The organism is Prosthecobacter fusiformis, assembly GCF_004364345.1.
GTDB classification, from domain to species: Bacteria; Verrucomicrobiota; Verrucomicrobiia; order Verrucomicrobiales; family Verrucomicrobiaceae; genus Prosthecobacter; species Prosthecobacter fusiformis.
In genome coordinates this window covers 734559-754862 of the sequence record NZ_SOCA01000003.1, presented here as the reverse complement: position 1 = coordinate 754862, position 20304 = coordinate 734559, and the positions used below count along the sequence as shown (strand labels likewise).

The window sequence follows — 20304 nt, the reverse complement described above, 5'->3', positions numbered from 1 at the left end:
AGGAATCAAATCTACTGGGAATCAGGGCTCTCTTCAAGTGGTTCGCAGAGGATGTGGATCACAACAAGATGTGCCTCTTGGATCGATCCGGTGTCATCAACCGCAATGATGATCGGTAAGTCACACAGCGCTCGAGCATCATCTCCATTCCTCCCGAGCAGGCCAACAGTCTTTATGCCCTTGGACCGCGCGGCCTGAAGTGCTGCGATAACGTTAGTGGAATTGCCGGAAGTGGTCAACACAAGCAGTAGGTCGTTTTGACTGGCATTTGCCTCCACCTGTCTGGCAAATATTAGATCCCATCCAAAATCGTTTCCGATGCAGGTCAGTGCAGTTCCATCAGCAGTCAGTGCGATGGCAGGATACGGCACACGGTTGGACCGGTATCGGCCGCAGAGTTCGGTGGCAAAATGCATCGCTTCTGCCGCGCTGCCACCATTCCCGCATGCATAAATTCTTCCTCCAGTCCTCAGCGTAGTGCAGATCGCTTGTGCAGCTTCATTGATAACATTTTCGTTGATTAATACGCTTTCAATGGCGTTTTGAGAAGACTCAATTCGTGTGTGAAAACTTTTCATCATGATTTTGATTTTTCGGCAAACGTCTGATGAGCCTAGCAAAATAAAGTAGTTCCAAGCTCTCGAATAGACTTTATAAATTTCATAAGCAGGGATTTAATAAATGACATTAATTCGCTCCATAAATACATTTATGTACGCAAGCAGATAAGTTCAGAAATTTCCAATAACAATCATGTATAATTTTAGACGCTTCATTGTCCTCGTAGTCAAACCTATCAATTCCACTCCCAAATAAACATAATTGAATCTGCAGACAGTAGTTCCGCGCGTTTCACGAATGATTAAATAGACTGTCGGCCTGAGCTTGGGACTAATTGAGTGAGAATCAGTGCCATTAATCTGAAGCGATATTCCGTGGACCATTAGGATAATGTAAAACCAGGCGCAATTGAAGCAACATTAATCACATTGAATTTTTTTTGACACGTAATCTCCTCGGCTGAAATATTTCTCCATCCAGACATACGCACAAATAAAGAAGTAGCGGCTGCCCATCTCTTTTATTTTCAGCTTAGCTTCGCCAAACCGCCTGTTACGCCAAGTGATTGGTACAATCGTCCATGTGTATCCACGAACGATAGCTTTTAATGGAATCTCTACGGTGAGGTTGAAATGTGGAGCAATAAGAGGTGCACAGCCTAAAACCACCGTCCTTCGGTAGGCTTTGAATGCATTAGTGGTATCGTTCAGAGGTATTCTGAAAAGAGTGCGAATAAAATAATTTGCAAGTCGATTTACAAAGAGCTTGATCGGCGGGTAGTCGATTACACCTCCACCTTTAATAAATCGACTGCCAAAAACACAGTCCCAACCTTCGTTTAAGAGTTTCCAGTAGCACACTGCGTCGCGAGCGTCATCAGACTCATCGGCCATCATGATGACTACCGCGTCACCAGAGCAATGATTCAGTCCAAAAGTGACAGCCCGACCAAAGCCATGTTCGCCGGTATTCTGATACGGCCGAAGTACAGGAATTTTCTCTTTCAATGCCATCAATATCGTCCAAGTAAGGTCAGTGCTTCCATCGTCCACCACCACGATCTCATGTGGAATGTCGTTCAGCGAAAATTCCAAATGCAGATGTTCGATGGTCGCTGGTAACGATTTTTCCTCATCACGTGCTGGTATGACCACTGAAAATAAATTTAGGTGAGGCGCAGCGGCGTTTGGTTGATTTTTATTCATGGTTATCGATACCGCTTTATGAAAGTAACTGAAAGCAACCGCAAAAATATTAAATAATTAGCATCATTCATTCCGTCTTCTGGATATTATTTATTGAATGTAATAAAGCTTGATACATAAAAATCTATGGACCTTAAAATTGTTCCACCAGGAAAGACCCAAACTAAAGTGCCAATCAAACACAACTGTAGAAAAGAGCGTAACGAAGCAAGGGAGAATTGCCAAAAAAAAAGTGAAATCAAAATTCCCGGTAAGAGATAATACAAACTACGATCAACATCCCAGACAAGTAGTGCTGGCATTGCCGCAAAACTAAACGACATAGGGAAAATTAAAGAATTTACAGAAAATAAACCTTGTTTGTTCACGGCGAACAACACGAATAAAACTGGAGCTGTCCACAGAAATTCAAACACTTTTAATATTCTCACTGGATAGTTCGAGTAAAGATGAGCACGCAGGATGTCAATTGTCGCAAGCATAGAACTACCGCTTGATACCCCAAAACTTTTAGTTAGAAAAACTCTCATTAATAGATAGATCAGAATTCCGCAAATCGTTGGCCAAGCTATCCAAAGATCACTCAATTTAAGATGTTGTTGGTCAGCGCCGAAGGTAGGATTTTTTGATTGCCAGTAATGGAAGAGTGCAATCAAAGGAGCGGCAATGACGGCTCTTTCATCTGTAAATCCTGCGACGACGATAAGTAGCATAATAAGCCATCTACGCCTGGTCATCATTGCTCCCAAGAGTAGTGCTACAGCCAGAGCGTCACCATAATAAAAATCTTTAAACCCCAATTCGCCCGCGTAAGTCCCAGCAAGTGCCCATGTGGCAAGAGAAGCAGAGACGGAGTCAGCCGATGACCTGAATAACAACTTGTATGTCATCCAGAATATTGCTACGGCGGCGATATGGCTTGTAATTACAAGTGTCCAGATTCCAAAAGGGGCGATTTTGTGAAGTACTGGTAAGGCAATTCTGAATGTAAGTTTATCGCAGTGTGAGGCACACCCGGCATTATAACCAAGGTGTCGCTCCGCTAATGGGAAAAAATGATCCACTGGAACTGCTTGTAAGGGGTTCTCAAGCCACCAGATTTTTGCTTGACCATAGGGGGTGGAAATAAATTCTTGAATGGCTGTGTATTGTGGAAGCTCCGACAAATAGCTGACGGCAACAGCGATTAGAACAACGTAAAGCGACCAATAATGAGATAAGGAAGCATGCTCCAAGCGGCGGTGAAATTTAGCTTGAAGTTGATTCAGAAAGACTGATAAGTTTTCCATGATATTGGATTTACCGAAATAATGGTTATTTCGAGACTTGCGTGTGATGGGTTGTGGACATAAATCCGGCTTTATGCACGTTAAAATCTCAAAAATGAAGTCTGTCGATGGGAATGAAGGCAGGTCACTATCCGAGAATTAAGCGATTTGAAATTATAGTCCCATCATCTGATTCGATCTACTCTAATCAATTTGATGTTCTTTCGTAAGTCTTATAACGGCTTTTAAAGCCGACCACGTGGTGAATAAAACTTCAGGTCCCCCCTCAGGCCTTGGACTTGAAAACCAAAGCTTGACCAGTAGAGAGGCAGAGAGGGATGCATATTTCCGAACGGAAAAAATCGTCAACTGCAGCCCTGGCTCCAGGGCAACTTGGAAAGCCATAGTCGTCGAATACAATGAAACCACCGGTTGAAAGCCTGGGCCAGATAAAATTCAGACAATCCAAAATGGACTTGTAAATATCCACATCAATATGTGCTAGAGCTATTTTTTCCGATTCGAGCCCGATAAATGTGTCGGGTATGAAACCTTTGCGTACGACGCACAGATTGTCATGTCCGATATACTGGGTCACTGCCTCAAGGCTAGTATCCAAAAAATCACCTTTTTTATGCAAGTCCTTCTCGGGGTCGGTCTCTGGCATTCCCTCGAAGGTATCGAAGAGATAAAGCCGTTTGGAGGATTTTGTGTCACTAAGAAGAGCGGCAATCATGGCGGCCGTCCCCCCTTTGTACACGCCGCACTCCCATACATCTCCGCTGATGTTTAGAGCCTGACGAACGAGAGTATAAAGAACATAACACCGGTCTGGAGAAACGAGAGTTTTGGGCGCAGCCAAATCATAATAAGGCCTGAAGTCTCCCTTGGCGAGCCAGGGTGAGAAAAGTGGACGATAAAGTTCGCCCTCAGGAATGGAAGAAACATCGAATGCCAAGCTGGGCCTAATTCTGCGCACTTGCAAACCAAGCCTATCGAGAGCGGATGCGATTATTTTTTTAATCATGTAGATTTGTGGTGCTGACGGTTGAAGAGCGATATTCTGATCGAATGCTAATCAACCACCATGAAGCCTTGCTTTATTGATTTAGTCACACTGACAGTTAATACTGAAGTCGCGGGCAAAAGCTGGATTCAGAGCCCGAGTCAACAATCTTTTTTTGATCCACAATTTGATCCTGGCTTTGTATGAATGACGGAATTCATCGCTGCAGTTGTCTCCATGCGAAAGTGTGTAGGCAATGCCTGCAAGCGGAAAAGTAGGGTCAGCACCCTTCAAATAAGGAATGAGAAAATCTTCCATGCCACTATGGCTGATCCTGCCCCATGGGATTTGGTGCAGGTCGGTATCCTGGTTGGAGTACGGAACTTCAAAAACGGAAGAACTGATAATGGCTGTTGATCCGCATAGGTTGATTAATTGTTCGGTCGGCATCCATCGTTGCAGGTCTTGATACCACAAATACCCCGATTTTACCAGCCATCCCGCCTGATGAGGGAGTTGATCAAGAGTTAAAACGAAATCACGATGAACGAGGTCATCAGCATCAAGAAGGGACCAGTACGAAATCTGTTTCGTCTGAAGATGACGCATCCCCGTAGATATTTTACGCCTTATATCAAGAATATAATCGAAATCAGTGTGATTGGTAAAACTGCCGCCTTCGCGGATTGGAGGCAGTTCATGCTCTGAACTACACCATTCTATGTTATCTGGCAAAGACTCCCATTGAAGGGGAGGTTTTTCATGACCCACCACGACAGCGTACCATTGCCCGGAACTTTGGTTCTTCAGGCTACAAAGGGTAGCCTCCAGACAATCACACACTGCCCTCCAGTTTCGGGACACTCGCTTCGATTTGAGCGGGATAACAAAACCAAGCTTCATTGGAGTAGATTTGATCATCAGGTGAGAAGATTGAATTGGTAGGCAAGAGTGTCTGTTTCCGATTCAATCAAGGAATAACCTTTTGCGGTCAGGACATGGCGACTGTTGAGTTTGTCAAATCTGGAAAGATGAATGGTCTCAAAGTGTATTATTGCAGGGGGCGCTGGAAGTTTAAGGCCCTGCTTAACGATCTCGTAATCATATCCCTCGGTATCAATTTGAAGAAGGTCTATCTTGGCGAGTCCCTGGTCTTGCATGACTTGCGGTAAAGTTTTGGAATTGACGGAAATCTCCTCAATGTCGCTTTCAGGTATTCCTGCTTTAACCAGTGAGACTTTGGTCATTCCCGATTTTTGAAATTCTGAGATACCTGTCCGACCATTATTTTTCGGACAGTAAAATGTCACCAAACCCTCGATGTCTGAGATTGCACAATTAACGCACGTAATCCTTTCGTACCGATGGTATTTTTTAGCCAGCAATTCAAAAGATCCGGGTAGAGGTTCAATTAAAATTCCTTTCAGTTCATATTTGTCAATCAGATGCTCAAGAGGATCGGAACTTTTTCCGTCACTCGCCCCGACCTGGCAAACGACAAAATCATCGATTGTTGGCAGGAACGCCGCAACTGCTAAATCGAGCAGGCTTCCGCTGCAAACTGGATATTTATGGGAGGCACAAACATGAATTCCAAATTTCTTGAGCGGAATCCGAACTGTTTGATGAAATAGAGTCCTGATATTCATAACTTATTGAATAATTAATTTTTGTAAAGCATTCATTGGAGCCATGGAGCGTATGATAATTGATACTCAAGATCGCGATTTCGGTTTCCGACCTTTTTCGCGGGAGATCCCGCAACAATCGTATAGGCTTCGACATCGCGTGTCACAACGGCACCAGCTGCAATGACAGCACCATCACCAATGGTGACACCGGGAAGAATAATTGCGCGATAAGCAATCCACACCCGATCTCCAATAATCACATCCCCGCCTTTATCCTCGAAAGTTGAAGATTGGGGTTCATGTCCAAGTGTGAGGATAGTCGCCTCAGGCCCGATGGAGACATCTTTGCCCGTATGAATCTCATACTTCCTGCCATCCAGCAAGCATCCAAAGTTAATGACATTTCTATCTCCTATATACACTTTGCGCCCATTAAGAAACCGGCAGTCCATTTGCACACCCGTTTCACTACCCATTTTCCCAAGATATTTGTTCAGGAAGGCATGACGAACGATCCGTGATGGCATCTTACCAATCCAATCGTTGTAAATGTATGCGAGGATAGTACCAGCTAAAAGTCTTTTAGTCATTGAGTTTCAAGACTGAGAGGGTGAACGCCTGTACCGTCTGGAATTTTGTGCAACAACAAATCCCTGAAATGTTTTACTGAAAAATGCTCCCTTGCCATTGGGGCTCGCTCTTGAGCCAATGATCTCAATGCGCAGATGTTTTGCTCAGCTTGTGCAATAGCCTTCTGCAGACTCTCAGCACAGCCATCTTCGCAAGGAATGCAGGCACCGTGTATTTGAGCCTGTTCTTCAAGCGTCGTTCCTCGGGTGGCAATCACAGGGATTCCATGAACCATGGCTTCTATCACCACTCGGGAGACGCGCAGATCGTATGATGAGCAACGATATGGCAGGAGAAGTAGATCCGTCTGCCCGAGACGCCGTGCATACTCACCTGGCTCGAAGTAAGACGTTACATACTCCACTCGAACATCTGCTTCTAAAGTCTGGCTCTTCTGCACCAAACGCCCCTCATCATCATGAAAATCGCCCAGCCACTGAATCACGAATCGTGTCTTGCTTTCCGGGAAGGTTATCAAATGCTTCTCAATCGCTTCCTGAAGAATATCACTCCCCTTCTCATGCCGCGCAGGCCCATAAACGGCCATCGTCAGAGGACGCTCCGAAGAATCAAGGGTGGCAAAATTCGGCACAGGATGGGGCAGATAAACAAACGCCACACCGGTGGCCTCTTCGAGCGCTTGCTGCATCGATCGCGTCTCCGCTCCGAGAATGACCCGCTTCTCTTTCACAGCGGTAGCCAGTTTCTTGATAAGCCACCCGAACAACCGTGACGTCGGGTCTGTGGGAAGGAACCCCTTCCCCGTCGGTCCCAATTTGACTGGGGTATTGGGGAAAAAAAGCAGAATCGTGGTCTGGGATTCTTTCAGTGTTCCTTGGGCCAGCAGCCACCAACCCAAAAGATGGTGAACAAGAACGGTGGGAACAAATATAATGTCAGCATTTGAGTTTTCGCGTAGCCAGCGCCGCATTACCCGGAAAGTTTGCCATGCATGAAGTGGAACGCGTGCAAGCCGGATAACTTTTCCTGCTCCATCACCCATTCGATGCCAGATGGAATCCGGCAAAACGGGCTTTGCAGAAAGTTGAGTCACAAGCCACTCTTCCGCATGGCAATCACAAAGGATCTCCACGTAATCATCCGTTTCGATGAGTCCATGCCGGAACGTCGCTATGTACTCGCCCCAGTGCCCCTTGTTATCTCGCAAAGCATCTTCAACGATGAAGCAGGTTAAGGTTTTTGTTTGCAATGATATCACGCGCTCAGCTTCAAAATCGACCTTATCATTACCGGGCAAGTTTATGGTGATTTTCCATTTAAATGCCGCCTGCTTGGTTTCAATTGCCTGTGGCTGGGTTCCTCCACCAGATGATAAAAACCAATAGCAATCACGGCAATTGCCGCCACGAATAATATTGCCGCAAGGTATTTAATGTACATGTTTGTAAGCGGCAATTGGGGATAAATGAAGAAATACAAGATATGAACCAGCCCATGCGTCATATACAAAGAGTAAGAAACTTTACCGCCGTAGCAGATATATTTATTACGAAGCATATTGTGTATTTTCCCTTGTTCGTGAGAAAGACCGTAAATCAGCAATCCAAAACAGACGAACAGCAAGGATTTTGAATAAAAATGATTGTTACTCAAGGCGAAAAAGATGCCACCAACCGCGATATATGTAGCAAAGCTTGCATGACTGGTGGATTTTGTGCGCTTGAGAGCGTAAATCCCTGAGCCTGCAATAAAAGGAAGCATAATGTCGAAAATACAGCCCTGTAAACCATTATGCCAATCCAAGCCATGAACTGCTAAAAGCAGGAAGGGAATGGAGATTAACATAGAAATGTTCCATCTCAGGCCGAACAAAATATGACATAATGGGAAAATAAATAAATAAGCAAAAAATTCTGCGTGGATCGACCAGGCTGGATAGTTCCACAAAAGCAGATCGCTGGTCCACCCACGGAGCATGAATAGTTCTGCAATAATCATGGAAAAATCATAATTTCCCATGTCAATGTGGATGTCCATTTGCTTGGCAGCTATCACATAAACAATGAGTAGCATCAAGGTTGCAAAATGAACAGGCCAGATACGGGCGACTCGATTTAAGATAAAGCGGGGATGATCTCTGAATTTATACTGGCCAAAGTATGTGTGACTGAGAATATAGCCGCTGAGAATAAAGAAAAAAGGTACGGCAAAATGTCCCTGATCAAACAGAGGTTTCAGCGGAGTAATGCCAGGGATTAATTTCGTCAGCTCGCCCTGAATGTGAAACATCACAACCCAGAAGGCTGCAACAAAACGAACTCCAGTCAGAGACACAATCTGACGGACCGCCATATTGGCTTGTTGTTCGAACATTAATCTAAGCCATTTAGACTTGTTGGTGTTCGCCGAAACAGTTGTTGGGAAAGGGATCCGGTTCGAAAGATCGAATGGGCACAACCTGCTCTGAGTTTGCTACGGAACAGCGAGATTTTTGAAGAGCCAATCTCTATATAGCGTGCTTGGCTAATGTTTTAAGACCTTCTAGCGCCCCTTAATTCTTCTCTAACTTGGTCATTGGCCCCCTCGTTCAGACCTCACCACGCTCTGCATCTGGAAACGAACCATTTCTTTGGCTTTAGCCGTATTCGGATGTACATTGGGAAATGCTTAAATAGTATGCCGAAAGTGAAAGTAAGCCATTCTAATATTTATTCGAAGTTTGACGCTCTACCAGGTCCTCCAACTGTGGAAAACGGTCGTATTGATGAATGATCGGAATAGACTTTCCATTAATAGGATTTATAATACCACCCACCGCATTGATTGGAATGTCTTTGTATTTCATCCAGCCCAAGGTGGCAACCGCACCCGTTAAGTTTGGAACTGTCACAAAATCAAATGAACTGGAAAACTTGTTAATCATGACGTTTAGAATTCCCTGGTCAGCCGTTCCTGTGGCATACTGAATCGCTTCCATACAATAAACCTCATACATCTTTAAGAATGAAAGAATACCCCCAATTGATCCACGCACTGTTCCAAAACAATGGATAGGCTGATCCTGACATTCCTGCAAGATTTCTGATCCAAATCTCTCTCGAATAGCTCCAGAGTTGAAGCTGCAATCTTTAATTTTCACAATAGAACTTTCTTCAAAAAACTCCACGTCTCCACCAAGAGGAATTTCGAATGGGTCAGTCTGAAAAACAACGTCCCGCACATCTGTCATCAGAACTAATCCATATTTATCCTTATTTCGTTCAAGGAAGTCTCTCATGTGAAAATGTCTCACATCCATTAGGTGAAATATTCTCATCATGATGAATCTCATGATCTTAAATGGAATCATAGATTTCAAGGGCCTAATCTTTGGCCAAAACCTGCTCCAGGAGTTCATCGACCCGCTATTAACTCTATATTGAAATGCGCAAGTCTTGATACCCCGCCTCTCGAGTTCAGAAATGGTCTCGTCACTAACACTCGAAGTAAGTAAAACAACGTCACCTGTAAATTTTGTATTCTTGATGGAATTAACAAATTTATTAAGGGCGCCGTACTCATATCCCTTAATTACTCCAATAATAAGGTTTTTTTTAGCGGTATTTGCATCACCAATCATAACGGGACTAGGGGCTTTAATCATTGAAGATGATAATTGTCGCTATTCTACGGCGATAATCAAATTTTAGCCATGGGCATCTTGCTTCATCGGTCTTCGCTAAATTAACTATACTATACCACGGCGCGCTTGAATCCATTCATGTTTCTAATAAAGGAAAATGCGTCCAGTTAAGGATAATTATGCTTAGTGGTATCATTTTTTAAATTGGGTCTGTTGAGAAGCTATAGTGAACAAGTATTTAATCAGGTCTCTCACGGATACAAATAAAATATAAACACCAGGCAGATTACGAATCCACAGCCTAATTCTGTAACCATAATAAAGTGCTCGGCCCGTCCAGATCATGCGGATTTTACATCGGTTTACCGCTTTCAACAAAGTCCGTTCGTCTATGCTAGCATGACTCTCAACGACATTGGTATACAGTGACGTGATCTGCTTGGAATGCCAATAATGAAAGATGAACTTTCGGCATCCCTTCAAATTACCCGCGTTAGCCAAAATCAGGCTGTAACAGAATTGTTCGACGTGCCAGGTCGGATAGATCGCGTAAAACTGGTGATGCAGTGAAAGAACATCATCAACGAGTGTCTTACGTCCCGCATTGATGCCCACAACACCCGAGTTCCACATCACTGAGCTTTCACTGATTTTTATCTTTGTGCCGGATTTCAAATCAAAGGAAATGTCCGAAGGACAAAGTTCTGGATGAATCATGCGGCCCCTGCGCAAAGGCCACTCAGGTTTGTGCAAAAATAGTCGCCCTGATCCGATTTCAGTAAAAAGTCTGTCGATTTTACATAAAAAGATAGTATCTGTATCCACATAGATGAGATTGGCGTCCCCCCTCTCCATCGTTTCCTGCAACGTCATGATTTTTGCTCTGAGGACATCGCGGTGAAGTCCCTTCATCTTGACCAGGCGCTCACCGTTGACGTCCACCGTCATTAGGTCGAAGAACCGCCGCAGACCGTGGAAGCTTGCCGAAGAATCCGAATACACGACCACTTCCATATCAGGCCTCTGTCCACGATACACCTGTGCTAACGTAAGGAGGGAAAAAATCGCTTGTGAGACGTAGCTATTTCCGAGTGCCAAATACACTATCCTGTTATGAATGGATTTCATTATCACCAATAACAACCATTTTCGACTCTTTGGGAGGTTTTTGGGATTTCGCTCGAAATCGGCCGGACCCAGTCCTGATTGATCATTTTGCGAAACCATTCCTGCTCCAGGTGCCTTTTACCATAGATGCCGAAAAGGAGCTGCAAATGCCCGCCGAGGTGAAGCCCGACCTTTCCTGAACGCTTGGCTTCAGCAGCGAAAAGCAAACCTAAGCCCCCGCAGCCGAACAATCCCACATCGTAATCCGCACTTGCAATGACAGATGCGATGCGCGTATAGACCTGCCACCAGGGTTCATCGCAATTTTCATCAATAAGATATGGAAAAGACACGACCGTAAATTCGACACCTGGAACCCAGCCTCTTTTTTCCCAAACTCTGCCCAACTTCGGGATCTGGCTTTGAATGGTGGAAGCAAACGGGCTCACCACTAATACTCTTTTTCCCTCAAGTGCATTCATCCAATGGTCACCCTGAACGTCACTGGGTGCGAGGGTCTCAACATCCACAAGCCGCCTTTCGGGTAACAGCGCAAGGCATGATGCCTCGTATGGGTTTTTCCAAACGCCTTGGCAATCTAGGATCTCCAGACTTTCCTCACAGAGCTTTGCGAAGGTTCGGTATGAAGGCTTGTTTCTCGGCCGAATCCCGGCGTTGGTGGCAGCGAATCTGGTTGCCAGGAATCCCAAGGGCTGTGACAAGAGTCCAGTTTCCGCTTTGATACCCAAGGCCCACATCAGGACACTTGCCTCGACCCCGCCCAGTCTCCCCACGGCATACGGTCTGCCTTCGCTGATCGCACGGCAAATCTCCTGATGCGCTACATCCATTTCGCATATTTCATGCCTTTCCCAAACCTTCTCCCCCCCCCCCCCACTATAGCCGTTGAGCCTTGAACAGATCTTCTCAAATAAGGCGGCAAGTCGCCGTTGCAAAGGCCCAGGAATCTCATCCCTAAGAGGTATTTCGGTGAAGTCGCGTTCCATTTCTAATTATCTTCATTTGGTAGCGTCTACCATGTGAAACCATCTAGTATCCTTGCCTGATCGGCATCAATTGGACCGCACCCGAAGCTAGGGTGTTGACGCCCTAGGCCGAGGCTCCTGCGGATTTTTTGAAAGACTTTTTCGAAGTAGTAAACCGAATCGCCCCCGGGTCCACCAAGTAAATCGCTTAGTTCAGACACTATATCTGTTTCTTTTACTTCATCTTTCACAAGATACTCCCGAGCTTCCCACAGTCGGCGGCGATAGCCAAACCAATCTATCGCCCGGATTCCATTTTTTGCACATTCATGCTCCGCATCTATCAGAAACTGGGCCCAATGGGTCAGGTGTCTCGTGCGATTAGAATCCGCTGTGCTGAGCTTATCGCTGTTATCCACCCGATAAAGCTCAAGCGTTCCAGGAGAATGGACGACCCTTGCCCCGGCCAAAAGACACCGGAGGAACATGAGCTGGTCTTCTGCCACATACAGATGCTCGGGAAATCCACCTGACTTTTCAACAATAGAACGTCGGAACAGACAGGCATGCGGGACAATTGACCAATTTGTCAGCAACGCTTGCACCAAATCACCTTTGGGAAGACCGAGCTGTTGCAGGACTGCATTCTCGGGTTCAAAACCACGTTGGCTAATCCGTCCTTTGATCCAGGGACCATAGGCGATGTCGGCACCGCTTTGCTCCAATGCCCTTAACTGCACTTCGTGTTTGTTGGGCAGCGCGATGTCGTCACTATCGAAAAAATGGATATAATCACCAGTTGACTCACGGAACCCGCGATTGCGTGCGGCCGCTGGCCCAGCGTTCGTCTGACGGATCACTCGCACCGTTTTTCCACATGCCTCCGCCACCTCGGCGGTGCGATCCGTAGAACCATCATCCACCACGATGATTTCAAATGCAGGAACGGATTGACCCAGAATACTGAGTAGCGTGTCTCGAATGAGCGAGTCACGATTATAAGCTGGAATGATAACTGAAATTTCGCTCAATGTCTGAAAAATGGATGATTCATAACCAAAAATAACTGAGCGGCAGGCAGCAATCAGCGATGCTATTCGCGCAATTTTTTTCTGTCATTCGTCTCATATATACCTTTTTTGCTGTGCTTAAAATCGCGAAAGCCAGTCCACCACTTAAATAGACTTCAATATGCCGAGCAGCTTCAGGGAAGGCTCAAGTTTTGCAATTTCCAAAGCTTTATCATGTGCGCGCCGACCCATTTCAACCCACCGGGCTCTATCCTGCCAAGCCCGGTCCATTGCCTTTCCAAACGAATACGGTGTAGCCGCCTCTGCTATCCATCCGGATATGCCCTCTTCCAGAACCTCACGGTTGCCGCCAACGTCCGTTGTCACGACCGGACGGCCACACATCATTGCTTCAAGGGTGGCGAGGGGAGTACCTTCCCCTCGTGACGGCAACACCATGACATGGCTGGTCTTCCAGATTTCGCGCATATTATTGGCGTACCCTTCGAAAGAGACACGCTCCTGCAACCCATACATTTTCACCAGGTGTCGTACATGGCTTTCATCTGCACCGGCTCCATAAATCCTTAGTTTCCAAGTCCTGTTTTTCCACAATTCCGATCCTAGCACCTCAAGGAGGATATCTTGTGCCTTCCAGAGTATGTCTAGCCGGGCTACACAAGAAAAAACAATCTCATCCGCCTCTCCAGGCATTGGCACGGGTTGGTCAAATAACTCGCGAAGCGGACCGTGGAGAACCGCCGCATTGTCCAAATTCACACCAAATTGACGAACCGCGAGAGACCGGTTCTGCGCTGCAACGAAAATACTGCTTTTGGCATTTTCCAGCAGCCATGCCACGTCGTTCCTTTCTGAAGGTGAAATATGGAGCGCTTCCGCATTAAACAGGCAAAGCACCGCAAACCGGGTTGCAGTTCCACGCAAATAGCCCATGAGACCAGGCACATGCGTGATGGCGGGCAGTGAGCCGCAGGATAGCAATACTAAATCCGGCATTCCTAATTTCTCGTCACTGAAGTTAGGCCGAAATGTCTGGAATATCATCTCCATCCTCGCGACGCGTCCCCTTCGCCATGCCAAAACGCGGCCCTCCCTTGCGCGGAATAATTCCAGTGGATTTCCGGAGTGCAAATCCCGATGCAGGCAAGCAGTCACTTCATCTCCCCCAGCCAGTGCAGCTAGCGCCATCCGATACCAAACCTCTTCGCTGCCTGCCCACGAGCAACCACACACATTTGAAATAACAGCTATTTTCATTCTTTTAAGAAGTCAACATTAGACCCATTTGTTTAATCCCTTTCTCAATCGTCCATGTGGGCCTCCATCCAGTTCTGTCGTGTATGGCATGAGTACTCAGACAAATGCTTCCGACATCAAATCCCCGTTCGGATCGATCGATGATCGGAACCGCCATTTCAAGCGTGGCTCTAACCATTGCAATCACCTCCTTATTTGAAAATGCTTTACCCGACCCAATATTATAGATTCCCGCTGGAAGCAATGGTGTGTCTATCACAGTTCTGACTGCTGTTGCAATGTCTTCGACATGTATATAATCGCGGCGTTTTTCTCCCGTCCCCCACAGCTCAAGCGGTCTTCCTGTGCACGCTGCGACCACAGCCTTGGCAATCAATCCGACCGATAGATTGTCAGCGATTTGTCCCGGTCCGTAAGCGTTTCCGATGCGCAGAATGATATAGCGTACTTTGGCTTCACACAACACTTTACGAATGTACATTTCGGCAGTAGCCTTGCCGATACCATAAAAGCCAACTGGTTTCAATGGAGTGGCTTCATTTACCGGCTCGCACCCACAATCGCCATAAACGGCTCCACCACTTGATGCATAAATCAAGTCAGAAACACCTTGTTCAACTAACCAGGTAACCAATTTCAGTGTATGGTCTAAGTTGATCATTAATTTCCCGAGTGGGTCATTCTCATGTGCTGCTGGATAACCCCTCCAGGAAAAGATCACTGCCACATCACCCCTTTCACACGAAATTCTCTTCGGAGAATCCGCTCCAAAATCATAATTAACACTGTCAGGAACTTTAACTCCCAGGTTTCTTAAGCGGCCCGCTGAATCACAAACGACAACGTCATGCGAGTTCAACAAAGTTTTAGAAACCACGCTCCCGATAAAGCCCGCTCCACCAATTACAAATATTTTTCTGGACATACCTCTAAATAGCAGACGGTGCCGTAAATTTATTGAAAATAACATGCCACATTAGTTTGACACCATGTAAAATAAAGTAATCCAGCTATCAAGTCCAATAAATGTTCTGCTTGATCACATTAACGCCGCTTAAGTTTAGTTACGTAGTTTTGAATGACATAATTTGTCGTTTTTGAAAGACAAATATATTTTCAAGGTAAAACATACTCTGCAGCTCAGCAAACTGCTGAAGAAGCCGACGCTTCAATAAGAATTTTAGTGAAAAATGGATGATATATAAAGGCATCGCCATGATATAAGAAAAAATAGTTTTCTTCTTTCGGCAAACTGAAGTCGAACAAATAAGCGTGCCCAAAACTTCCCAACCACAGCCTAGTCGCTTGGATTCTAGAACTTCAAAGCCAGCCATTAGCGCATGATGGCGCAGAGCGTGGTCAGTTGGCCTCCAGTAATCATGTGGCTCCTCGTGTAGCATGTAAAAAAACGGTGTGGTAACGAGGACAATCCCTCCGGGTTTGAGAAGCGAAAATAGGTTGGCGAATGCTGTGTTCCAATCCGGAACATGCTCCAAGACTTCCGTACAGAGAATCAAGTCAAAATAATTCGCCGGGACAAGTCCCACAGGTAACGGGACATCAATTCGAGTTACATATTGAATTGAATTCAGTTGGTTTTGTGCTATATCTAAACTTTGGTAGTTGTAGCCGTTCTTTTCAATATCTCTGCGCAATGGCTCTTCCCCTGCCCCAACGTCTAGACAGACGGCTTCACGCAAATGCGCCGGATATCGATCAATCACATCCGCGATGGCTTGCCGAAGCAAAGGGGTGACAAAGAATTCCTGTTCCCCTGAGATCGATTGATAATCATTACGTCGGAATGTCGTCTGATCGTCGTTATTCATGAAGATGTAAGTGACTTTAGAAACCTGAATCCCGCGCGTGAGAGCCAGTCAGATCTTCTTGTTAAACAACGGCCGCTTTCCACAAAAGTATGTGAAAAAACAATACGGAAAAAGCTGAGCGGCCGCCATCCCGCACGGTAGAAGGCACTCCAAAGCAAGAGCGCCAGTGTGCAGAAGCAGCGGTTGGCTTGGAGTTTATGATAAGAACTTTCCGAAAATCCATAAGTTTGGCGAACATGTTTACAAATTCTTTCTGACGCCTGCTTTGACTGTAACTCTCTGTTCTGGTGGCAGACACTGGAATCATGCAGTCTATAATATAGGACTGGAGAGGAAAGATTGCAAACCTCAAACAAATTTACAATGCGCAAATAAAGGTCAAGATCTTCTACAGGCTTTGGGAAACTGTAGTTCCCTGCCTGAAGTACGGCGCTGCGACGGAACATTAAAGCTGGATGGGTCAGGGCGCTGCGAACAAGCATTTGTGTCACAATATCGTCATGCGTGAGAGGAAGACTTTCCTGAAGTTCAAGAATCTGACCTTCAGCGTCAATATTAATGCATTGTCCGCCTACCATGGCGAGCTTTGGATTATTTATAAGGGCAGACAATTGTTTGGAAAAACGATCAGGAAGCGCCACATCATCCGCGTCCATGCGAGCGCAGAATTCTGTGGTAGAAAGAACAACCAATCGCGCCAGACATTCATGAAGTGGCAATGGATTTCCGGATATCACCCGTCCCGGTAACCGCGATGGTATCCATTTCCTTGCCTCCATGACTGTTCCATCATTCGATCCATTGTCCCATAGTAGCAGTTCAAAGTCCTGGCAAGTTTGGCTCTCCAAAGAGGCCAGGGCATCAATAAGATAGGGTAAGCCATTCAGAACAGGCAATACGACAGAAATCTTAGGCATACCTTAAATTAATCAAATGTTCCTAAACTTAAATAGTAACCAGTTAGACATGTGGCGCGCGCCACAGGAGAGCTTGGTCTAATACGTCACGTGGACATACGATATCCATGGACTGCATCCTTTCTCCATCTTCTTGGCCAACGATGGCCCCATATGAATGTCCAAGAGCGGAAGCCAGTGTCCAGTAGCAGCGCCGATCTGATGATGAAGGAGTGAAGATTTCCAAAACAGTCGCTCCGGGCTGGCACCAAGTGATGTTGGTTAATCCCGCTCCGTGAGGAGCCAATACCATGCTGGCATGATAAAAGATCTCTACTTGTTCGCGGAAAGTCAGATACTCCGCTTCTACTAGCTTAAAACCGGCGTCTTTCAAAACAGGCCAAAGTTGATCCTCATTCTGAACCCGGCGTGAAGCAGCGTGACGCCGGGTCAGATACAAACGGGTATTCTTACCGTAGCTGCTGGTTAGATTATAGTGATTCACTACAGTATCCCGCACCCATTGAATGGCTTCTGGGTCATGGTCGCCCGTCATCGCCGATGGCGGCGCGTAATACAACTCATCAAAAATCCAATGGCTGTCCGGTGGAAATTGAACACAGCGTTCGCGTTGAATGCCTAGCGCTTCCAAGGACGCCCACTTCCATGTCTCCATCTTCCAAGGCACCAGAAACTTAGTATCTAAAGGAAGCGATTCCAACACCCGATGAAATCTCGCCAACACATCACAAATCCAGTGGTAATAACCATAACTAAAAAACAGTAGGCAACTGAACCATTTACCTCGTTGCCTGACTGGAGAGGTAAATCGGCGACGCCAATAAACAGGATTTGGCACAAGATTGTTAGCATGCCAGGCAGGCTGTATTAAAAATGAACCATCATTAAGCTGCACAAACCCATCCTGTCCTGAAACTGTTGCTGAATCCAAAACAACGAGATAACCATCGAAAACCCCCACAGGATTTGGGAAGCGCACAGTGTCACAATCTGCGCTGAAGATGATCGGTGGCTCGGGCATAGGAATATGGTGTTTGCGTATTCCTTTAACCACTATTCTGCCCAAGGTAGAGTCCAATTTATCACCAGGCTCCCATAAAGCAGCGGGCGGTGGTCGACGCAATAATTTGGCTTTGAATGCCGAGATCATGACGATAATGTATTTAATTCAGATCAAGGCGGCACATTATGTGCTCATCGAGTATAACTGTCATTATAAATACCACCCGCTTCATCATGCGCTCATTCAATTGATTGTTTCAAGCGGCAGATGACTTATGATATTAATTTGTCGCCTCCATTCAGGTTCAAGCATCCGCACGATATGACCATCTCCATCTCGGATGGCAACGGTTGGATTGATATCGGTCGCATTGTTGAGGAACTCTGTGCCCTGGACTGCTTCAAGATAACCTGGTTTGAAACAACTTTCATCAACAAAGAATGCATTTGTTCCAGATGAATCTACGGTGATGAAGCGATATCCGTGACGTCCTAACAGCAGTTTCCACGCGCCCAAGGAGGCTCCGTAATAGATTCCAGTTTCATGCTCGGTCCATCGGTTAAAAACATCCTTGTAGGGCACTGTAACGGCAACTTCAGGTCCGAAAACACTGTTATATTCCACTGCAATAATCTTGGGTTTATAACCCAGATTCAAAGTGGCTTTCAGAATATGGAAATCCACACTGTCAATATCGAGGGAAAGGACATCAAAATCCTTGTATGGTGATCGGCCAAGGATCTCGGATATATTTTCGACAGTGACAAAATCGTTGACAACATTTACGTTCCAAACGCGGTTTTGGTAAGTTCTGCGACTAAGAGCAGCCAAATGTTCGTCACCTTCAACCATGACGCCAGACCACTTTCCGGCCAGAGCCAGCCAGGCTGTGCAGTTCTCGAGACCATCTGCCGCGGCAATCTCCACAAAAAAACGATTCGATCTGACCAGTCCGCAGATTAAATAGTCTAAAATACCGTCCTCACCATGCTGGCTGAAAGCTCCGAACTCCCAAGTCCTGGGATTTGCCGGGTCAAGCCGGCGCACGGCCGCAGTAGCAGCTCCTCGGGAAAAACCTGCGGCAATGCGCGTTTCGATCAACATTTGATCGATTTTATCACTACTGCCTAAAGTTCCGCAAATCTTGCGAAGACAGTTTATACAAAATTGAATCATGGATGTCTTAAAATATTTGTGAACACCTGTTGCACCGTTTCTCGAATAATGGCCTTATCTCGGCGTTGTCTGTAAGCGGCCAAAGATTTTCCTCGCGCTTGTTCTAGCACATTCCTGTTCCCAAAAAGCCGGGCCAAAGTCTCCTCGAACTCCTCCTGGCTGCTGCAAAAGAAACCCGATTCTCCATCAGTAATAATCTCCTCCATTTGCCCCACCCTTGTAGTCACAACCACCCCCCCCCGGCTCATTACATCCATAGCGGGCAAAGGACCACCTTCTTGCCAAGATGAGCATACGTAAATTGGACTTTGATCAATTAAATCCAGGTAAGCTGTCTCGTTGAAGCTCGGATTTTCATGCAGACTCAAATTCCATAAACCTGAGGCTCTCCCCTTTTCAGCTAACCTATTAAGCATCTCAGCATTTTTTCTTGGGTAGTTCTTGAAAATCGAGATTGCAACCGGTGGCAAGGGAGTTAATTCACAATCCTCCTGAACGGGGAGGCGGCTCATGGTGGGAATCCGATAGGTTTTGATGCCATAACTCGAAAGACGTGTCTGTAGTTCTATGGAAATCACAACAACGGCACGCAAGGAACGGAGGAGAACAATCAGCTCCGGTTTAGGCTCTACCTCGTGCCAATTGACGACTTGTGGAAAAAGTTCGCAGGGATCATGGATGATAACCACGGCTTTTCTTGGACAAGATTTAAACCGCAAATAAATATCTAAATACCCGTAAACGACAAGGTTATGACCTTGGAAAGCTCGAGGGGTGGAGACCTTATCCCAATTGAGGCGAGCAACTCGAAAGTTGCAGCTATCTCCGAACCAGAGCTGGAAAACATGATCCAATGCCCATCCGTCAATGTCGTGCAGTACCAGGATTGACGGCCTCCGATCAAACATACGGGCGACTAGAGTCTTCAATAACTGCCTGCCATCAGAGAATAAGGATCTAGAATTCATCCGGAAGGTCAACAGGCGGTGAAAGGTGGCATTAAGTGAAGTAACCCAATTGCACACTTTCTCTCCTCTTAATGAATAGGTGCAAACAAGGAACCGGAGTCTTCAAGATTTATGAGAACGAAGGCTCACAACTTCTCAGTTACATC

Annotated in this window: 20 protein-coding genes; all 20 read right to left on the bottom strand. The window is 45.9% G+C overall.

The window, feature by feature from the left end:
* Window positions 1-11 precede the first annotated feature (11 nt).
* Window positions 12-581 (bottom strand): D-sedoheptulose-7-phosphate isomerase, encoded by a 570-nt coding sequence (locus tag EI77_RS12385; protein WP_133795570.1) that lies wholly within the window; start codon window positions 579-581, stop codon window positions 12-14.
* A 399-nt stretch (window positions 582-980) separates the two neighbouring features.
* On the bottom strand, window positions 981-1766 hold the full coding sequence (locus EI77_RS12380) for a glycosyltransferase family 2 protein (protein WP_133795569.1): 786 nt from the start codon (window positions 1764-1766) through the stop codon (window positions 981-983).
* Between the two features lie 86 nt (window positions 1767-1852).
* A complete protein-coding gene (locus EI77_RS12375) occupies window positions 1853-3055 on the bottom strand; it encodes a hypothetical protein (RefSeq protein WP_133795568.1) in 1203 nt (400 codons plus the stop codon).
* A 265-nt stretch (window positions 3056-3320) separates the two neighbouring features.
* On the bottom strand, window positions 3321-4061 hold the full coding sequence (locus EI77_RS12370; RefSeq protein ID WP_133795567.1) for a TylF/MycF/NovP-related O-methyltransferase: 741 nt from the start codon (window positions 4059-4061) through the stop codon (window positions 3321-3323).
* Between the two features lie 81 nt (window positions 4062-4142).
* Entirely contained in the window at window positions 4143-4961 is an 819-nt protein-coding gene (locus tag EI77_RS12365; RefSeq protein WP_133795566.1) for a hypothetical protein, read from the bottom strand.
* On the bottom strand, window positions 4961-5689 hold the full coding sequence (locus EI77_RS12360; RefSeq protein WP_133795565.1) for an FkbM family methyltransferase: 729 nt from the start codon (window positions 5687-5689) through the stop codon (window positions 4961-4963). Before EI77_RS12360 ends, EI77_RS12365 begins: the two co-directional genes overlap by 1 nt.
* A gap of 32 nt (window positions 5690-5721) precedes the next feature.
* Window positions 5722-6261 carry an acyltransferase gene (locus EI77_RS23990; RefSeq protein ID WP_133795564.1) on the bottom strand — a complete coding sequence of 180 codons (540 nt, stop codon included), beginning with the start codon at window positions 6259-6261 and terminating at the stop codon, window positions 5722-5724.
* The gene (locus tag EI77_RS12350; protein ID WP_133795563.1) at window positions 6258-7559 is read right to left on the bottom strand and encodes a glycosyltransferase; all 1302 of its coding nucleotides are present in this window, start codon (window positions 7557-7559) and stop codon (window positions 6258-6260) included. Before EI77_RS12350 ends, EI77_RS23990 begins: the two co-directional genes overlap by 4 nt.
* A 2-nt stretch (window positions 7560-7561) precedes the next feature.
* On the bottom strand, window positions 7562-8635 hold the full coding sequence (locus EI77_RS12345) for an acyltransferase family protein (protein ID WP_133795562.1): 1074 nt from the start codon (window positions 8633-8635) through the stop codon (window positions 7562-7564).
* A 328-nt stretch (window positions 8636-8963) separates the two neighbouring features.
* On the bottom strand, window positions 8964-9539 hold the full coding sequence (locus tag EI77_RS12340) for a hypothetical protein (protein ID WP_133795561.1): 576 nt from the start codon (window positions 9537-9539) through the stop codon (window positions 8964-8966).
* Window positions 9540-10076: 537 nt separating this feature from the next.
* A complete protein-coding gene (locus tag EI77_RS12335) occupies window positions 10077-11012 on the bottom strand; it encodes a hypothetical protein (RefSeq protein ID WP_133795560.1) in 936 nt (311 codons plus the stop codon).
* A gap of 2 nt (window positions 11013-11014) precedes the next feature.
* Entirely contained in the window at window positions 11015-11998 is a 984-nt protein-coding gene (locus tag EI77_RS12330; protein ID WP_133795559.1) for a hypothetical protein, read from the bottom strand.
* A gap of 26 nt (window positions 11999-12024) precedes the next feature.
* Window positions 12025-13008 (bottom strand): glycosyltransferase family 2 protein, encoded by a 984-nt coding sequence (locus EI77_RS12325; RefSeq protein WP_166647214.1) that lies wholly within the window; start codon window positions 13006-13008, stop codon window positions 12025-12027.
* Window positions 13009-13152: 144 nt separating this feature from the next.
* On the bottom strand, window positions 13153-14265 hold the full coding sequence (locus EI77_RS12320) for a glycosyltransferase family 4 protein (protein WP_133795557.1): 1113 nt from the start codon (window positions 14263-14265) through the stop codon (window positions 13153-13155).
* Between the two features lie 4 nt (window positions 14266-14269).
* Window positions 14270-15190: an NAD-dependent epimerase/dehydratase family protein gene (locus tag EI77_RS12315; RefSeq protein WP_166647213.1), complete on the bottom strand. Its 921-nt coding sequence runs from the start codon at window positions 15188-15190 to the stop codon at window positions 14270-14272.
* Between the two features lie 139 nt (window positions 15191-15329).
* Window positions 15330-16094: a class I SAM-dependent methyltransferase gene (locus EI77_RS12310; RefSeq protein ID WP_133795555.1), complete on the bottom strand. Its 765-nt coding sequence runs from the start codon at window positions 16092-16094 to the stop codon at window positions 15330-15332.
* Window positions 16091-17011 (bottom strand): glycosyltransferase, encoded by a 921-nt coding sequence (locus EI77_RS12305; RefSeq protein ID WP_133795554.1) that lies wholly within the window; start codon window positions 17009-17011, stop codon window positions 16091-16093. Before EI77_RS12305 ends, EI77_RS12310 begins: the two co-directional genes overlap by 4 nt.
* A gap of 43 nt (window positions 17012-17054) precedes the next feature.
* Entirely contained in the window at window positions 17055-18161 is a 1107-nt protein-coding gene (locus EI77_RS12300) for a glycosyltransferase family 61 protein (protein WP_133795553.1), read from the bottom strand.
* Window positions 18162-18257: 96 nt separating this feature from the next.
* Complete coding sequence (locus EI77_RS12295; RefSeq protein WP_208300342.1) at window positions 18258-19190, bottom strand: hypothetical protein; 933 nt, start codon at window positions 19188-19190, stop codon at window positions 18258-18260.
* Entirely contained in the window at window positions 19187-20119 is a 933-nt protein-coding gene (locus EI77_RS12290) for a glycosyltransferase (protein WP_166647212.1), read from the bottom strand. The genes EI77_RS12295 and EI77_RS12290 overlap by 4 nt, the downstream gene beginning before the upstream one ends.
* Window positions 20120-20304: the final 185 nt, after the last annotated feature.